Raw genomic sequence first — 12,683 nt, 5'->3', positions numbered from 1 at the left:
AGACATGTCCGATTTTAACGCATTTTACGATGCCATTGTAGCCGTTGTTGGCACTCGTGCGAGTGGCGTAAAAGTCGTGGATGACGCGGTTTCCCTGATGCTCGACGTTTCTGGCCTCAATGCCGATGACCGCGTCCAAATCGAAGCTGACGTGCGCGAGGCTGCGGAAAGGGCTGGCGCGCAATCGGTTCGCATCATGTTGACCGCCGAACGCATCACGCCGCGCCTGATCGCAGTGGCGAGCGGCAAGGGTGGTGTCGGCAAATCAACGCTGTCGACGAACCTTGCCATTGCGATGGCGCGGGCCGGGCGATCGGTGGGACTGGTCGACGCGGATATATATGGTCCATCGCAGCCAAGATTGATGGGCGTGGAAGGCGTCAGGCCCGAAGCAGAAGGCAAAATGATGATACCCGTGATGGGCGCAGGCGGCGTGCCGTTTCTGTCGATGGGACAATTGGTCAAACCGGGGCAGGCCGTCGCGTGGCGCGGCCCAATGGCGGGGAACGCGTTGTCGCAGCTCGTCGACGCCAAATGGGGCAATGTCCGCGACATTGTTGTCGACTTACCCCCGGGTACCGGCGACATCCAACTGTCGATGATCCAGAAACACAAACCTGTTGGCGCTGTTATCATTTCAACGCCGCAGGATTTGGCACTGATTGACGCCATGCGTGCCATCAACTTTTTTGACACTGCCAAGGTGCCGATTATCGGGCTCGTCGAGAACATGGCAGGATATCTGTGCCCGCATTGTGGCGAAATGAGCGATCCCTTTGGGTCCGGCGGCGCTGAGGCAGCTGCAATCGAGCTTGGTATTCCCTTCCTCGGCCGAATTCCGCTCGATATCAAAATCCGGATGGCAAGTGATGCGGGGACGCCACCTGCACTTGGCGATGGCGCGATTAGCGACGCATACGCGGCTATTGCCCACAAGGTGGCTGCTTGGATCGATCTGCCGAAAGACAGCCCTGCATGAACGAAAAGGCTGCGCCGAAAGATGGCCCAAGCCGCAGAACGCTGCTTATCGGCGGCGGGGTAGGAGTGGGTTTATTGGTCGCTTGGGGTGTGTGGCCAAGGCGTTACGCGCCGAACCTGCGCGCAGCAGAGGGCGAGCATCTATTCGGCCCGTGGCTAAAAATTGGCGAGGATGGCAGTGTGGTAGTGGCGATCCCGCAAAGCGAGTCCGGGCAAGGTGTCTATACAGCGCTGGCGCAAATAATTGCCGGGGAACTGGGTGCCGATTGGCGTTCTGTTGCTGTCCAACCGGTGCCGCCAAGCCCACTATTTGCTAACACGTTGTTGGCGCGCGAATGGTCGCCAGCATTTTTGCCGGAAAACGTGTCTTTGGACACTGGCGGTGGCCCTGTTGCAAGTAGCATCAACGAATTAGCCCGCCGCGACATGTTCGTGGTTACCGGCGGATCGTCCTCCATCCGACAGTTTGAGCGGCCATGCCGCGAAGCTGGAGCCGCTGCCCGCGCTTTGTTATGCCAAGCGGCAGCAGCGCGATGGGATACAGATTGGGAGCAGTGCCAGACCGACCGCGGCTTTGTGACCTTCGGCAAACGGCGACTGTCCTTCGCGCAGTTGGTGGTTGAGGCGTCACAGCTTGATCCACCATCACCGATCCCGGTAAATCCTTCACCGCGCAACCGGCTTTCGGGGCACGACGCACCGCGACTCGACTTGTCAGCCAAGATTGACGGCAGCGCGAGCTTTGCAGGCGATGTGCGCTTGCCTGATATGCTTTTTGCGTCCGTCCGGGCGGGGCCGGCGGGCGATACGAGCCTCTTGTCCGCAGACTCAGCGGCAGCGCTGAAAATACGCGGAGTCGTTCAAGTCGTCAAAACCGATGATTGGGTCGCCGCGGTAGCAAGCAACTGGTGGGCAGCAAATCAGGCGCTGGATGCCATGTCGCCAGTGTTTCGAACCAAAGGCCGGATGGCAGACAGCGGCCAGATAAGCCAATCCTTGTCCGACGCTATCGCAAAAGGTCCGGGCTTTCGTGCGACAAAGATTGGCGATGTCGACGCGGCCATGGCGCCTGAAACAGCGACGCGCATTTATAAAGCCGATTATTCGGTCGGTGCCGCGGTTCACGCCCCCATCGAAACACGCACCGCGACAGCAGATTTCCGCAATGGACGCCTGCAATTGTGGCTGGCATCACAAGCGCCGCAAGCTGCAAAAGAGGCCGCAGCAATGGCTATTGGTATCGATGCCGATGACGTCATGCTTTATCCGGTCTTGGCCGGTGGCAGCTTCGACCGTAATTTCGATTCGCTGATAGCTGCGCAGGTGGCCGTGATTGCCAAAGAGGTAGGCCGGCCGGTGCAATTGACTTGGTCGCGCGCAGAGGATTTCATCCGTGATCATGTCCGATCCCCTGCATTGGGCAGATTGTCGGCTGCCATGAATGAGAATGGCGCGATTACGGGCCTGGCAGTACGCGTTGCGACAGCTTCATCGATGCGTGAACTTGCAAATCGTATCGACGGTGAGACAGTGGATAAAGGACGCAAAAAAGCTTCCGGCGAATTCGACCCGCTGGCGCTTGATGGTGCACAGATGCCTTATGCCATCCCAAATATCACGATAGACCATTTCCCGGTGCCAATGCCCATGCCAACAGGGCCATATCGTGGCTTAGCCAACAGCTACAATTGCTTTTTTATTGAAGGTTTTATTGACGAACTGGCCCAGTATGCGGGTGTTGAGCCGCTCTCCTTTCGGATGCAGATGCTGATCGGGCAAACGCGCCTGGCGCGCTGCCTGACCGGCGTTGCGACAATGGCGGGTTGGGATGGCGGTGCATCGGGTAGCGGACGCGGCATTGCCTGCCACAGCATGCGCGGCAGCCACATTGCCATCATTGCAACTGCGCGCACCAGCGAAACCGGCGTTCGTGTGGACCGCATTCATGCCATGGCGGATTGCGGCCGGTTGATAAATCCCGATCTTGCAAGGCAGCAGATCGAAGGCGGTATCGTCTTTGGACTGGCGCAGGCGTTGGGTTCGGCCACCGACTATGAAAGTGGGCTACCCACGGCGCGGCGGCTGCGCGACATTGATCTGCCGAAATTGGCCGACGTGCCCGAGATTGTTGTGGAATTTGCGCGCAATGACGAAGCGCCAGGCGGGGTTTCCGAGCTTGGCGTTCCGGCCGTTGCACCCGCCATTGCCAATGCTCTTTTTTCCGCCGCTGATATTCGGTTGCGTGAACTACCTTTATTGTCCCGAGGACTATGATGATACTACCGATTGATCACCCGCCCGTAGCCACGCCGAAGGTCGGTGTGCTGCTTGTAAATTTGGGAACCCCGGACGAACCGACGACACCCGCTGTAAAGCGTTATCTCAAGCAATTCCTGTCGGACCGCCGGGTCGTTGAGATACCCCCGATTATTTGGCAGCCGATATTGCGCGCGATCATATTGAACACCCGCCCGCAAAAATCCGCTGAAGCTTATGCAAAAGTGTGGACCGACAAAGGATCGCCGCTTGCGTTTTTCACAGCGGGACAGGCAGAGGCGCTTCAGGAACGTATGGGTCATAGCGCAGATGTCCGCTACGCGATGCGGTACGGCAATCCGTCGATCGCTGACCAGCTTGCCGCCATGAAGTCGGCTGGCTGCAACCGCATCTTGATCGCGCCGATGTACCCGCAATATTCGGGCGCCACAACCGGGACCGTGTTGGATGAGGCATATGCTGCGCTGACCGCAATGCGGTGGCACCCTGCCATTCGGACATTGCCAGCCTATCACGATGACGCCCATTATATTGGTGCGTTAAAGACCTCGCTGGAGGCATCGATTGCGGCGCTTGATTTTGAACCCGAAGCTGTTGTCATCAGCTTCCACGGGATGCCGGAACGCACTTTGCATCTGGGCGATCCTTATCATTGTCACTGCCAGAAAACAGCGCGGCTGCTTTCCGAAGCGATGGGACGTCCTCTGGTCGTGAGTTTTCAGTCGCGTTTTGGGCGGGCGAAATGGCTCGAGCCAGCAACGGACGATACCATCATGCGGCTGGCCCGCGAGGGGACTAAGAAAATTGCGATTTTTGCGCCCGGCTTCTCCGTCGATTGCCTTGAGACGCTTGAAGAACTCGCGATGCAGGGACACGAGCAATTCGAAGAAGAGGGCGGTACCCATTATGCATATTTGCCGTGCCTGAATGATGGCGAGGTGGGTATGGACATGGTCGAGGCTATTATGCGCCGCGAACTGGCCGGCTGGATTTAACCGCCGACAGGGTAAGACTTCTATATTTTTGAGACTAACGTTTACGGCAACTTGCGCTTGACCGCTGGTGCCTTAATCATCGCAAAAAATGTGGATGGAGGAGAGCGGCGCATGGATAGAGTTGCAGTGGTCACGGGCGGAACCAGAGGTATTGGCGAGGCGATTAGTTTAAAACTGCAGGAAAAGGGCCGGCGTGTCATCGCCAATTATGGCGGCAATGATGCAGCGGCAAAAGCCTTTTCAGAACGCACCGGAATTGCCGTTCAAAAATGGGATGTAGGCGACCATCAAAGTTGTCTTGATGCGTGCGCCGCGATCGAGGCGCAATATGGCCAGATTGACATTATGGTGAACAATGCCGGGATCACCCGAGACGCCACGATGGTCAAGATGACGTTCGAACAATGGGACGAGGTTATCCGCGTTGACCTAACGGGATGCTTTAACATGGCAAAGGCGGTGTTCGCGGGCATGCGCGAGCGTAAATGGGGACGCATCGTTAACATTGGTTCCGTGAATGGCCAAGGCGGGCAAATTGGTCAGGTAAACTACGCAGCCGCCAAGTCCGGCATCCATGGCTTTACAAAGTCGTTGGCGGCCGAGGGCGCGCGATACGGTGTTACGGCCAACGCTATTGCGCCTGGATATATCGGCACCGAAATGCTGGCTACAATTCCTGAAAACGTAATGGAGAAAATCGTCGCACAAATTCCAGTCGGCAGGCTTGGCAAGCCCGAAGAAATCGCGCGCGGTGTTGAGTTTCTGACGAGCGACAACGCAGGCTTCATCACCGGGTCGACTTTGTCGATCAATGGTGGCCAACATATGTATTGATGGCCGGACCCGTATTGAGCGACATTTTTCATCCGCCCGTCAAACGCAGCATGACGGTGGCCGGGCACCAGACATCGATCAGCCTGGAGCCGTTATTCTGGGATAGATTACGCGCAGCCGCCGAAGTAGATGGAATGCCAGTTAATGCGCTGGTTGCGCAAATCGACGTGGCACGACTGGAATCTCCAACGCCATGCGGCCTCGCCAGTGCTATCCGGTTATGGCTTTTGAACCGCAGTTAAAAAAGTACCGCCACATCATCGATGCAGCGGTACAAATAACGCCTTGGAAGTAACGAATTTCCAAAATGCTTAAACTAACTTTCGGATACAGGCGAACGTCGCAGTCTGGTATGAAGGCTGGCAAAGGGTACCATAATCATGTGCCTCATATGGAGGGGGGTATGAAACACATGTTGCCTTCAAGCCTGCGCTGCTGGCCTGTGTCACCCTAATGGCCTGATATCTGTTGAAGATAAATACCGCATATGCACTGTAGTTCAGTGCTGATGGATCAAAGCCCGGCTTCGACTGCAATCCGAACCGCATCGGCGGCATTTGAGGTCGAGAGCTTTTTAAACATAAGCATGCGGTGCATCTGAACCGTTTTTTCGCTTAAGGACAGGCGGTAAGCAATTTGTTTGGTGCGAAAACCGCGCGCCATTTGCTGCAATATTTCGCGTTGACGCGGCGAAAGCCGATCAACAATTTGTGCCGCCTGTTGCTGACGCACAAGGCCAATGCTTTCCTCTTCAGGTAGCACTTCAATCTGTGATCCGACAAACAGTTCAAGCTTGCCTTCATCATCAAACAACGGAGCGATCATCACCGCGTTGCGAAAGGGTGAGCCGTCTTTCCGATAATTGATCAACTCGGCCAAAGCAGGGCGCTGTCCATATACGGCTGTCCGTAATTTATCGGTCTGGCCATTTTCAGTATCCGGACCACGCAAGAACCGGCAATTGCGCCCGATCACTTCATCTTCGGCATATCCCGTAAGCGCACAAAAGGCTGCATTGACTGCGATCAGCGGGTTGTCAGTTTTTGTGGGGTCGCTAACAACAGTCGCGATCGGGCTAAACCGAATTGAATCCAAAACTGGATGGCGGCTGATTGAGACTCGCGGCGAGATAAGGTCTATTTTCACTTCGTCAAAAGATGCCTCAAAATTGCAAATAAAGCAACAGTTCCTTCGTTACACTGCCCAGATGTAACATAATGTCTCATTCGGCTCCTACGCGCTCAACGTCGGCGCCTACCAGCTGAAGCTTCTCTTCAAGCCGTTCATAACCGCGATCAAGGTGGTATAGTCGGCTGACATGAGTTTCGCCTTCAGCCACCAATCCCGCGATAACGAGGCTCATCGACGCGCGAAGGTCGGTTGCCATGACTGGCGCGCCAGTGAGCCTCTTCACGCCATGCACAATGGCTGTACGGCCCTTTGTTTCAATGTGCGCGCCCATGCGGTTTAATTCGGGGACATGCATATAGCGGTTTTCAAAAATAGTTTCCGTCAGCACGCTCGCGCCGTCTGCCATGCACAGCATCGCCATGAACTGCGCCTGCATGTCGGTGGCAAAGCCGGGATATGGCGCAGTCGAAATAGTCAGCGGCTTAAGCTTCCCGTCGGATGATACGCGAATGCCGGTGCCGGTATCTTCAACGGTCACACCCGCCTGCCGTAAGGCATCAAGCGTTGCGTCCATCTCGCTGGCCTTAGCACCAATCAGTTCGACATCGCCGCCGGTTATGGCAGCCGCGCAGGCGTAACTGCCCGCTTCAATCCGGTCACTCATGACGCGATAGGTCGCACCATGCAGCCGGTCTTTTCCTTGAATGATAAGGTCGGACGTGCCGATGCCTTGGATCTGCGCGCCCATCGCGACGAGCATATTACACAGATCGACAATTTCGGGCTCACGCGCGGCATTATGTAGCACGCAAGTACCCTTTGCGAGGGAAGCAGCCATCAAGGCGTTTTCGGTGGCGCCGACTGACACTACAGGAAAGGTATAGGTACCACCGGGTATGCCTTTTTTGGCGATGGCTTTGACATATCCCGCCGCGACTTCAATTTCGACGCCAAAGGCCTCGAGTGCCTTCAGGTGCAAATCGATTGGCCGGTTGCCGATCGCGCAGCCGCCCGGCAACGAAACCGTTGCCTCGCCAGCTCGGGCCAACATGGGGCCAAGCACAAGGATCGATGCGCGCATCTTGCGAACAAGGTCGTAAGGCGCGACGTTACTGGTGATCCGCGTGGCTTCAAGCGTCATGACGCGGCCAAAATCTTCGGGCCTCGACCCCGCAACCGTAGTCGAAATACCGAACTGGTTCATCAGGTGTTGAAAACCGTCAATATCGGCGAGGCGCGGCAAATTGCGCAGAGTGAGCGGTTCATCGGTCAACAGGGCGCAAGGAATGAGCGTCAGCGCGCTGTTCTTTGCACCTGAAATAGGGATTTTGCCTTTAAGCGCGTTGCCGCCGCGTACGATTATTTTGTCCATCGCAGCGTATTTAACCGGAATCGATTGAGGCGCAACTTAGGATTTGGTGAGCGCTTCTTCGACTTGGCCAAGCCGTTCCTTGCCCCAGAACATTTCGTCACCGACAAAGAAGGTCGGAACGCCAAAAGCGCCGCGTGCGACCGCTGCTTCAGTGTTGGCGATAAGTTCAGCCTTGATCTGGGGATCGACGGCCAAGGTGAACAATGCTGCGCTGTCGAGACCAGCTTTATTCAGGATATGACCAACAACGTCCGCATCGGTCAAGTCCGCCCCATCTTCCCACATCGCCGCCATGATCACGTCTACATAAGGCATGAAACACCCCAGATGCTGCGCGGCAATGGCGGCGCGCATAAGCTGAAGCGAATTGATCGGAAAGCGCGGGTTCATCGTAAAGGGCAGGGCATGCGTCCGCACAAAACGGTCGAACTCGAGCATTTCGTAATTCCGCTTGGCGGGCGTATCGGCGTAGCGAACCAACGGTGCCTGATTGTTTGTCAGTTTGAACAGGCCACCAAGCGAAATGGGCACGTAGACGGCCTTTGCCCCGGTTCGCGCGCAGATATCCGGCAATACCTTGTGCGCGAGGTAGCTATTTGGTCCGCCGAAATCGAAAAGGAACTCGAAATTTTTGGGCATCAGAAACTCTCGCTCCATGGGCGCAAATCCATTTCGTGAGTCCACGCGCTGCGGTGTTGCTTGTGTAGCGCGACATATTGCAGCGCAATTGCGTCGGGTGACAAGATGGCATCTGCAGCCTTTGCTGCTTCGAAATCGGGACGTATGCCTTGAATAAATGCCGTATCAATGCCGCCATCAATGATGACATGGGCGACATGGATATTGCGCGGCCCAAGCTCACGCGCCATGGACTGCGCCAGCATTCGCAGCGCTCCCTTAGCGCCGGAAAAGGCGGAAAAGCCATTGCCGCCGCGAATACTTGCCGTTGCGCCTGTAAAGATGATCGTGCCGGATTCGCGCTGTACCATCCGTCGCGCAGCTTCCCGTCCCATCAGGAAACCGGCGAATGCGGCCATTTCCCAAACCTTGCGATACACCTGCGCAGTCATGTCGAGTACAGAAAAATTCACGTTTGCGCCGATGTTGAAAACCGCAACCTCAACAGGGCCAATATCTCGCTCAATTGCGTCGACCATTGCGACAACTTCTTCTTCGATGCGGGCGTCTGCCGGGTAAGCTTGTGCGGCATACCCCTCCGCGCGAATCGACTGTGCAAGCGCTTCAAGTTGATCGGCATTGCGGGCCCGCCGGTTGACGCACGCAACATAGCCTTCGCGTGCAAAAGCTTTTGCGATTGCCCCGCCCGTTGCGTCGCCAGCCCCGACAATCAGGGCCGCCTTAGTCACGCTTTTTCAAGCGTGCATTGAAGTGGGTGTTGATTTTTTTGAGCGAAGTCCATCACCTGCGTGACTTTGGTTTCGGCGACTTCATAGGTGAATATCCCGCACACGCCGACCCCCTTTTGGTGCACATGCAGCATGACGCGCGTCGCCTGATCGGTGTCCATCTGGAAAAAAGCTTTCAGGACATGCACGACGAATTCCATCGGTGTGTAGTCGTCGTTGAGCAGCAACACTTTATACAGGCTTGGTTTCTGCGTTTTTGGGCGCGTGCGAGTCGCAAGGCCTACGCCCGGCGTACCTCCATTTTTGTCATCATCATCTTGCGCCATATATGTCTGCATCATCCTAAAATAGGGTAGGGGAGGGTGACTCTGCAAGCCCCGTTACCGTCAATTATTTCATGACAAAAAGAAACCGCCCTTTCCGTTAGGGAAAGGACGGCTACTTTTTTGGATTGCACCGGTTTATCTCGGCTGCCCACCACCAAAAGGAGGAGAGAGAGAAGGTGGCAAGTGCATGACGCACCGGCGCAATAACGTTAGAAAGCTTATGCAGCCTTCTTGAAAAGCTCAGTCGTTGCCGCAATGCGGTTCGAAATTGGCTGGAACATTTCGCTTACCAACTTGACCATCGCTTCAGTGTTCTTCGAACCCTGTGCAACGGCAGTGTCGAAACCCTTGCGAGCCAGCTCACCCTGAAACTTGACGAAATCGGTTGGCGATTTAACAGCAGTCAGTTCCTTGACGGCAACCTGAACTTCTTCGAAATTCTTCTTGGCGAATTCCATGTTGGTCTTGCCCATTTCCTGAGCGCCCTTGGCTACGATCTTGCCAGCTTCGACGATGGCTTCAACATTTGCCTTGTTGAATTCAACGGCTTCAGCGGCAAACTTCTTGCCTTTTTCGGCGACGTCAGTTGCCTTTTCGCGAACATCAGCGAAGAATTCAGTCGCCTTTTCGGTGGTTTTTTCTGCAGTTGCTTTAACAGTGTCAGTCATTTGCGCTACTCCTTGAGCAATCGGTGTTGATTCAACAGGCGCGGTTTTTACGACCGGCGAAGCAGCAGGTGTTTCCACCGCCTTCTTCGCAACAGTGCTTGGAGCAGTCTTTACAACTACGTCCTTTGAAGGCTCTGCTTTCGCAGTTTTCGCTGGGACGTTTGTTTGTGTCTTACTGGTCATGTTCAAGCACCATTTCTGTTGTGTTGCACTGCACAATAAATCGAAGCGCAATCCTTGTCAACAGAAAATGCTGCGGTGCACAAAAATAGAATATGACGGGTTAGTCCGCCAGCGTTAGCCGTTCAAATCGCGCATAATGATGGTCTGCCGAGCCAAACTGATTCTCGATCATAGTGGCCCGTTTAAAGAAATGCCCGATGGCCAACTCCTGCGTAATGCCGATTCCACCATGCGTCTGAATGGCGTTTTGTCCGACAAACTTGGCCGAGCAAGACACCTTTGCCTTGCATGCCGACACCGCAGCCATGCGTTCGGCTGCTGGCATATCCAGCTTGAGCGTTGCCATGGTCGTCATCGATTTCGATTGCTCGACCTCCATGAACATGTCGACCATGCGATGTTGAAGGACTTGGAAGCGCGAAATAGGCTGGCCGAACTGATTGCGTTGCCGCGCATATTCCAACGTTCCTTGGTGCAGCTTTGCGGTAACGCCACATGATTCGGCACACACTGCAACGGTAGCTTCGTCGACAATGGTTTCAATAAGCGCCAGGCCAGCGCCTTCGTCGCCCAGTAGCGCGTCTCCCGGAATTGCGGCGTTTTCAAAATAGATTTCCGACGCCTGAAAACCATCCACTGTTGGGTAATCGCGCCGAACAATGCCCTTGGCGTTGGCGTCGATCAAGAACAGTGAAACGCCATCCGCGTCGGTGTTCGATCCACCTGTGCGTGCAGTGACGAGCAGATGCGTTGCCCAAGGCGCGGCGTAAACCACGCCCTTGTGGCCGTTCAGCACATAGCCAGCGCCGTCCTTCTTTGCCGTCGTACGAATATTGGCGAGGTTATAACGGCCCTGCGGCTCGGCATACGCAAAGGCAATAATGACATTGCCGCCGATGATTTCAGGGATCACTGCATCCGCAACAGCGCCACCAACAGCCTTCAAGGCACCACCACCCAAAACGACAGTTTGGAGATACGGTTCGATAGCGATAACCTTACCGAGTTCTTCCATGATCAACGCGTTTTCAAGATGACCGCCACCAAGGCCGCCATGCTCTTCGCTAAACGCAGCGCCCAGCATTCCAAGATCCTGCGCCAATGCCTTCCAGATACCCGGATCCCGACCGCTGCTGCTGGCAATCATCTTGCTGCGGCTATCGAAGTCATAAGTGTCAGCCAAAAAGCGGCTGAGCGTCTCGCGGATCATATCCTGCGTTTCGGTGTAGCTGAAATCCATTATAATTATCCTGTCCAATGAACCGTCATGCTGAACTTGTTTCAGCATCTTACTTTCGACGTTGCGAAGTAAGACCCTGAAACAGGTTCAGGGTGACGGCTAAATTTTATTTTAAATACCCAGCACCATCTTGGCGATGATGTTGCGCTGGATCTCGTTCGATCCACCATAAATCGTCGTCTTGCGGGCGTTGAAATAAGTCGGCGCGGCGCGGTGCGCGTAATCCGGGCCGATGGGATGTTCGTTGTCGCCTTCGCCAAACCCGCGGAAATAAGGCGCGCCATAATGGCCGACTGCTTCCAGCGCGAGTTCAGTAATCCGCTGCTGGATTTCCGATCCCTTGATTTTCAGCAAGCTGGATTCGGGGCCAGGGCCCTTGCCCGATGCTTCGCCTGCAAGGCTGCGCAATTCGGTGAATTCCAGTGCAGTAAGGTCGATTTCAAGCTCCGCAATCTTGCGCTTGAAAAATGGGTTTGCGATCAACGGACGGTCACCGTCCTGCTCTGTACGCGCGATGGCCTTGATCTTTTCAACACCGCGCTTCGAACGGGCGACCGCGGCGATGCCAGTACGTTCGTGTGCAAGCAGGAACTTGGCGCAGGTCCAACCCTTATTTTCCTCATATACGCGGTTCTCGACGGGCACGCGCACGTCTTCGAGCCACACTTCATTGACTTCATGTTCGCCGCCCAAGGTGATGATTGGACGCACAGTTACGCCGGGCGATTTCATGTCGATCAGCAGGAAGCTAATACCCTCTTGCGCCTTTGCATCGGAATCTGTGCGGACCAAGAAGAAACCCCAGTCGGCATGCTGCGCCATGGTCGTCCATGTTTTCTGGCCATTGACGACATAATCGTCACCATCGCGCAAAGCCTTTGTGCGCAGGGACGCCAAATCGGAACCAGCGCCCGGCTCCGAATATCCCTGACACCACCAGTCGTCACCAGACAGGATGCCTGGGAGGAAACGTGCCTTTTGCTCCGGAGTCCCAAATGTGTAGATCACAGGCCCAACCATCGATAGGCCGAACGGCATCGTGGCGACGCAGTCTGCAGCAGCAAGTTCCTCGGACCAGATAAAACGCTCAGTGGCTGTCCAACCTGTACCGCCATATTCAACCGGCCATGCAGGCGCAATCCAGCCTTTTTTCGCAAGAGTACGATGCCACGACAGGAAATCTTCCTTTGAAAGATCGTGCCCCTCGTCCTGAACCGAGCGGAGATTTTCAGGGTAATTTTCGGCGATGAATGCGCGCACTTCCTGCTGGAAGGCGATTTCGGCGGGGCTGAATTCCAGTTGCATCACGATT

Annotated in this window: 13 protein-coding genes; 5 read left to right on the top strand and 8 right to left on the bottom strand. The window is 55.3% G+C overall.

The window, feature by feature from the left end:
* Positions 1 to 4: 4 nt before the first annotated feature.
* The 5 genes from ACLL9E_RS03595 to ACLL9E_RS03575 all read left to right on the top strand — a co-directional run bounded on the left by ACLL9E_RS03595 (position 5) and on the right by ACLL9E_RS03575 (position 5,326).
* Positions 5 to 979: an Mrp/NBP35 family ATP-binding protein gene (locus tag ACLL9E_RS03595; RefSeq protein WP_411290369.1), complete on the top strand. Its 975-nt coding sequence runs from the start codon at positions 5 to 7 to the stop codon at positions 977 to 979.
* Positions 976 to 3,252: a molybdopterin cofactor-binding domain-containing protein gene (locus tag ACLL9E_RS03590; RefSeq protein WP_411290368.1), complete on the top strand. Its 2,277-nt coding sequence runs from the start codon at positions 976 to 978 to the stop codon at positions 3,250 to 3,252. Before ACLL9E_RS03595 ends, ACLL9E_RS03590 begins: the two co-directional genes overlap by 4 nt.
* Positions 3,252 to 4,250 carry a ferrochelatase gene (hemH, locus tag ACLL9E_RS03585; RefSeq protein ID WP_411290396.1) on the top strand — a complete coding sequence of 333 codons (999 nt, stop codon included), beginning with the start codon at positions 3,252 to 3,254 and terminating at the stop codon, positions 4,248 to 4,250. Before ACLL9E_RS03590 ends, hemH begins: the two co-directional genes overlap by 1 nt.
* 111 nt (positions 4,251 to 4,361) lie before the next feature.
* A complete protein-coding gene (gene phbB, locus ACLL9E_RS03580) occupies positions 4,362 to 5,084 on the top strand; it encodes an acetoacetyl-CoA reductase (protein ID WP_411290367.1) in 723 nt (240 codons plus the stop codon).
* Complete coding sequence (locus tag ACLL9E_RS03575) at positions 5,084 to 5,326, top strand: ribbon-helix-helix domain-containing protein (RefSeq protein WP_411290366.1); 243 nt, start codon at positions 5,084 to 5,086, stop codon at positions 5,324 to 5,326. The genes phbB and ACLL9E_RS03575 overlap by 1 nt, the downstream gene beginning before the upstream one ends.
* Before the next feature lie 271 nt (positions 5,327 to 5,597).
* Here ACLL9E_RS03575 and ACLL9E_RS03570 read toward each other — a convergent pair whose 3' ends face one another.
* The 8 genes from ACLL9E_RS03570 to ACLL9E_RS03535 all read right to left on the bottom strand — a co-directional run bounded on the left by ACLL9E_RS03570 (position 5,598) and on the right by ACLL9E_RS03535 (position 12,676).
* The gene (locus ACLL9E_RS03570) at positions 5,598 to 6,230 is read right to left on the bottom strand and encodes a LuxR C-terminal-related transcriptional regulator (RefSeq protein ID WP_411290365.1); all 633 of its coding nucleotides are present in this window, start codon (positions 6,228 to 6,230) and stop codon (positions 5,598 to 5,600) included.
* A 76-nt stretch (positions 6,231 to 6,306) separates the two neighbouring features.
* Complete coding sequence (murA, locus tag ACLL9E_RS03565; RefSeq protein ID WP_411290364.1) at positions 6,307 to 7,587, bottom strand: UDP-N-acetylglucosamine 1-carboxyvinyltransferase; 1,281 nt, start codon at positions 7,585 to 7,587, stop codon at positions 6,307 to 6,309.
* A 36-nt stretch (positions 7,588 to 7,623) separates the two neighbouring features.
* A complete protein-coding gene (locus ACLL9E_RS03560; protein WP_411290363.1) occupies positions 7,624 to 8,226 on the bottom strand; it encodes a 2-hydroxychromene-2-carboxylate isomerase in 603 nt (200 codons plus the stop codon).
* Positions 8,226 to 8,954 (bottom strand): SDR family NAD(P)-dependent oxidoreductase, encoded by a 729-nt coding sequence (locus ACLL9E_RS03555; protein WP_411290362.1) that lies wholly within the window; start codon positions 8,952 to 8,954, stop codon positions 8,226 to 8,228. The genes ACLL9E_RS03560 and ACLL9E_RS03555 overlap by 1 nt, the downstream gene beginning before the upstream one ends.
* Complete coding sequence (gene clpS, locus ACLL9E_RS03550; RefSeq protein ID WP_411290361.1) at positions 8,951 to 9,280, bottom strand: ATP-dependent Clp protease adapter ClpS; 330 nt, start codon at positions 9,278 to 9,280, stop codon at positions 8,951 to 8,953. The genes ACLL9E_RS03555 and clpS overlap by 4 nt, the downstream gene beginning before the upstream one ends.
* Before the next feature lie 218 nt (positions 9,281 to 9,498).
* Complete coding sequence (locus ACLL9E_RS03545) at positions 9,499 to 9,948, bottom strand: phasin family protein (protein ID WP_411290360.1); 450 nt, start codon at positions 9,946 to 9,948, stop codon at positions 9,499 to 9,501.
* Between the two features lie 283 nt (positions 9,949 to 10,231).
* Entirely contained in the window at positions 10,232 to 11,371 is a 1,140-nt protein-coding gene (locus ACLL9E_RS03540) for an acyl-CoA dehydrogenase family protein (RefSeq protein WP_411290359.1), read from the bottom strand.
* 111 nt (positions 11,372 to 11,482) lie between these two features.
* Positions 11,483 to 12,676 carry an acyl-CoA dehydrogenase family protein gene (locus tag ACLL9E_RS03535; protein ID WP_411290358.1) on the bottom strand — a complete coding sequence of 398 codons (1,194 nt, stop codon included), beginning with the start codon at positions 12,674 to 12,676 and terminating at the stop codon, positions 11,483 to 11,485.
* Positions 12,677 to 12,683: the final 7 nt, after the last annotated feature.

The sequence above is a fragment of the Sphingorhabdus sp. genome (assembly GCF_046596595.1).
In the GTDB taxonomy this organism is placed as follows: domain Bacteria; phylum Pseudomonadota; class Alphaproteobacteria; order Sphingomonadales; family Sphingomonadaceae; genus Sphingorhabdus_B.
The sequence above is the reverse complement of the archived record's forward strand: the minus strand, read 5'-3'. Positions and strand labels throughout refer to the sequence as shown.

Bases quoted from the DNA above. Each gene is read 5' to 3' on its own strand.
- ACLL9E_RS03560 (WP_411290363.1), bottom strand. From the start codon at position 8,226: ATGCCCAAAAATTTCGAGTTCCTTTTCGATTTCGGCGGACCAAATAGC.
- ACLL9E_RS03540 (WP_411290359.1), bottom strand. From the start codon at position 11,371: ATGGATTTCAGCTACACCGAAACGCAGGATATGATCCGCGAGACGCTC.
- ACLL9E_RS03535 (WP_411290358.1), bottom strand. From the start codon at position 12,676: ATGCAACTGGAATTCAGCCCCGCCGAAATCGCCTTCCAGCAGGAAGTG.
- ACLL9E_RS03590 (WP_411290368.1), top strand. From the start codon at position 976: ATGAACGAAAAGGCTGCGCCGAAAGATGGCCCAAGCCGCAGAACGCTG.
- ACLL9E_RS03575 (WP_411290366.1), top strand. From the start codon at position 5,084: ATGGCCGGACCCGTATTGAGCGACATTTTTCATCCGCCCGTCAAACGC.
- murA (WP_411290364.1), bottom strand. From the start codon at position 7,587: ATGGACAAAATAATCGTACGCGGCGGCAACGCGCTTAAAGGCAAAATC.
- ACLL9E_RS03595 (WP_411290369.1), top strand. From the start codon at position 5: ATGTCCGATTTTAACGCATTTTACGATGCCATTGTAGCCGTTGTTGGC.
- ACLL9E_RS03545 (WP_411290360.1), bottom strand. From the start codon at position 9,948: ATGACTGACACTGTTAAAGCAACTGCAGAAAAAACCACCGAAAAGGCG.
- clpS (WP_411290361.1), bottom strand. From the start codon at position 9,280: ATGGCGCAAGATGATGATGACAAAAATGGAGGTACGCCGGGCGTAGGC.
- hemH (WP_411290396.1), top strand. From the start codon at position 3,252: ATGATACTACCGATTGATCACCCGCCCGTAGCCACGCCGAAGGTCGGT.
- phbB (WP_411290367.1), top strand. From the start codon at position 4,362: ATGGATAGAGTTGCAGTGGTCACGGGCGGAACCAGAGGTATTGGCGAG.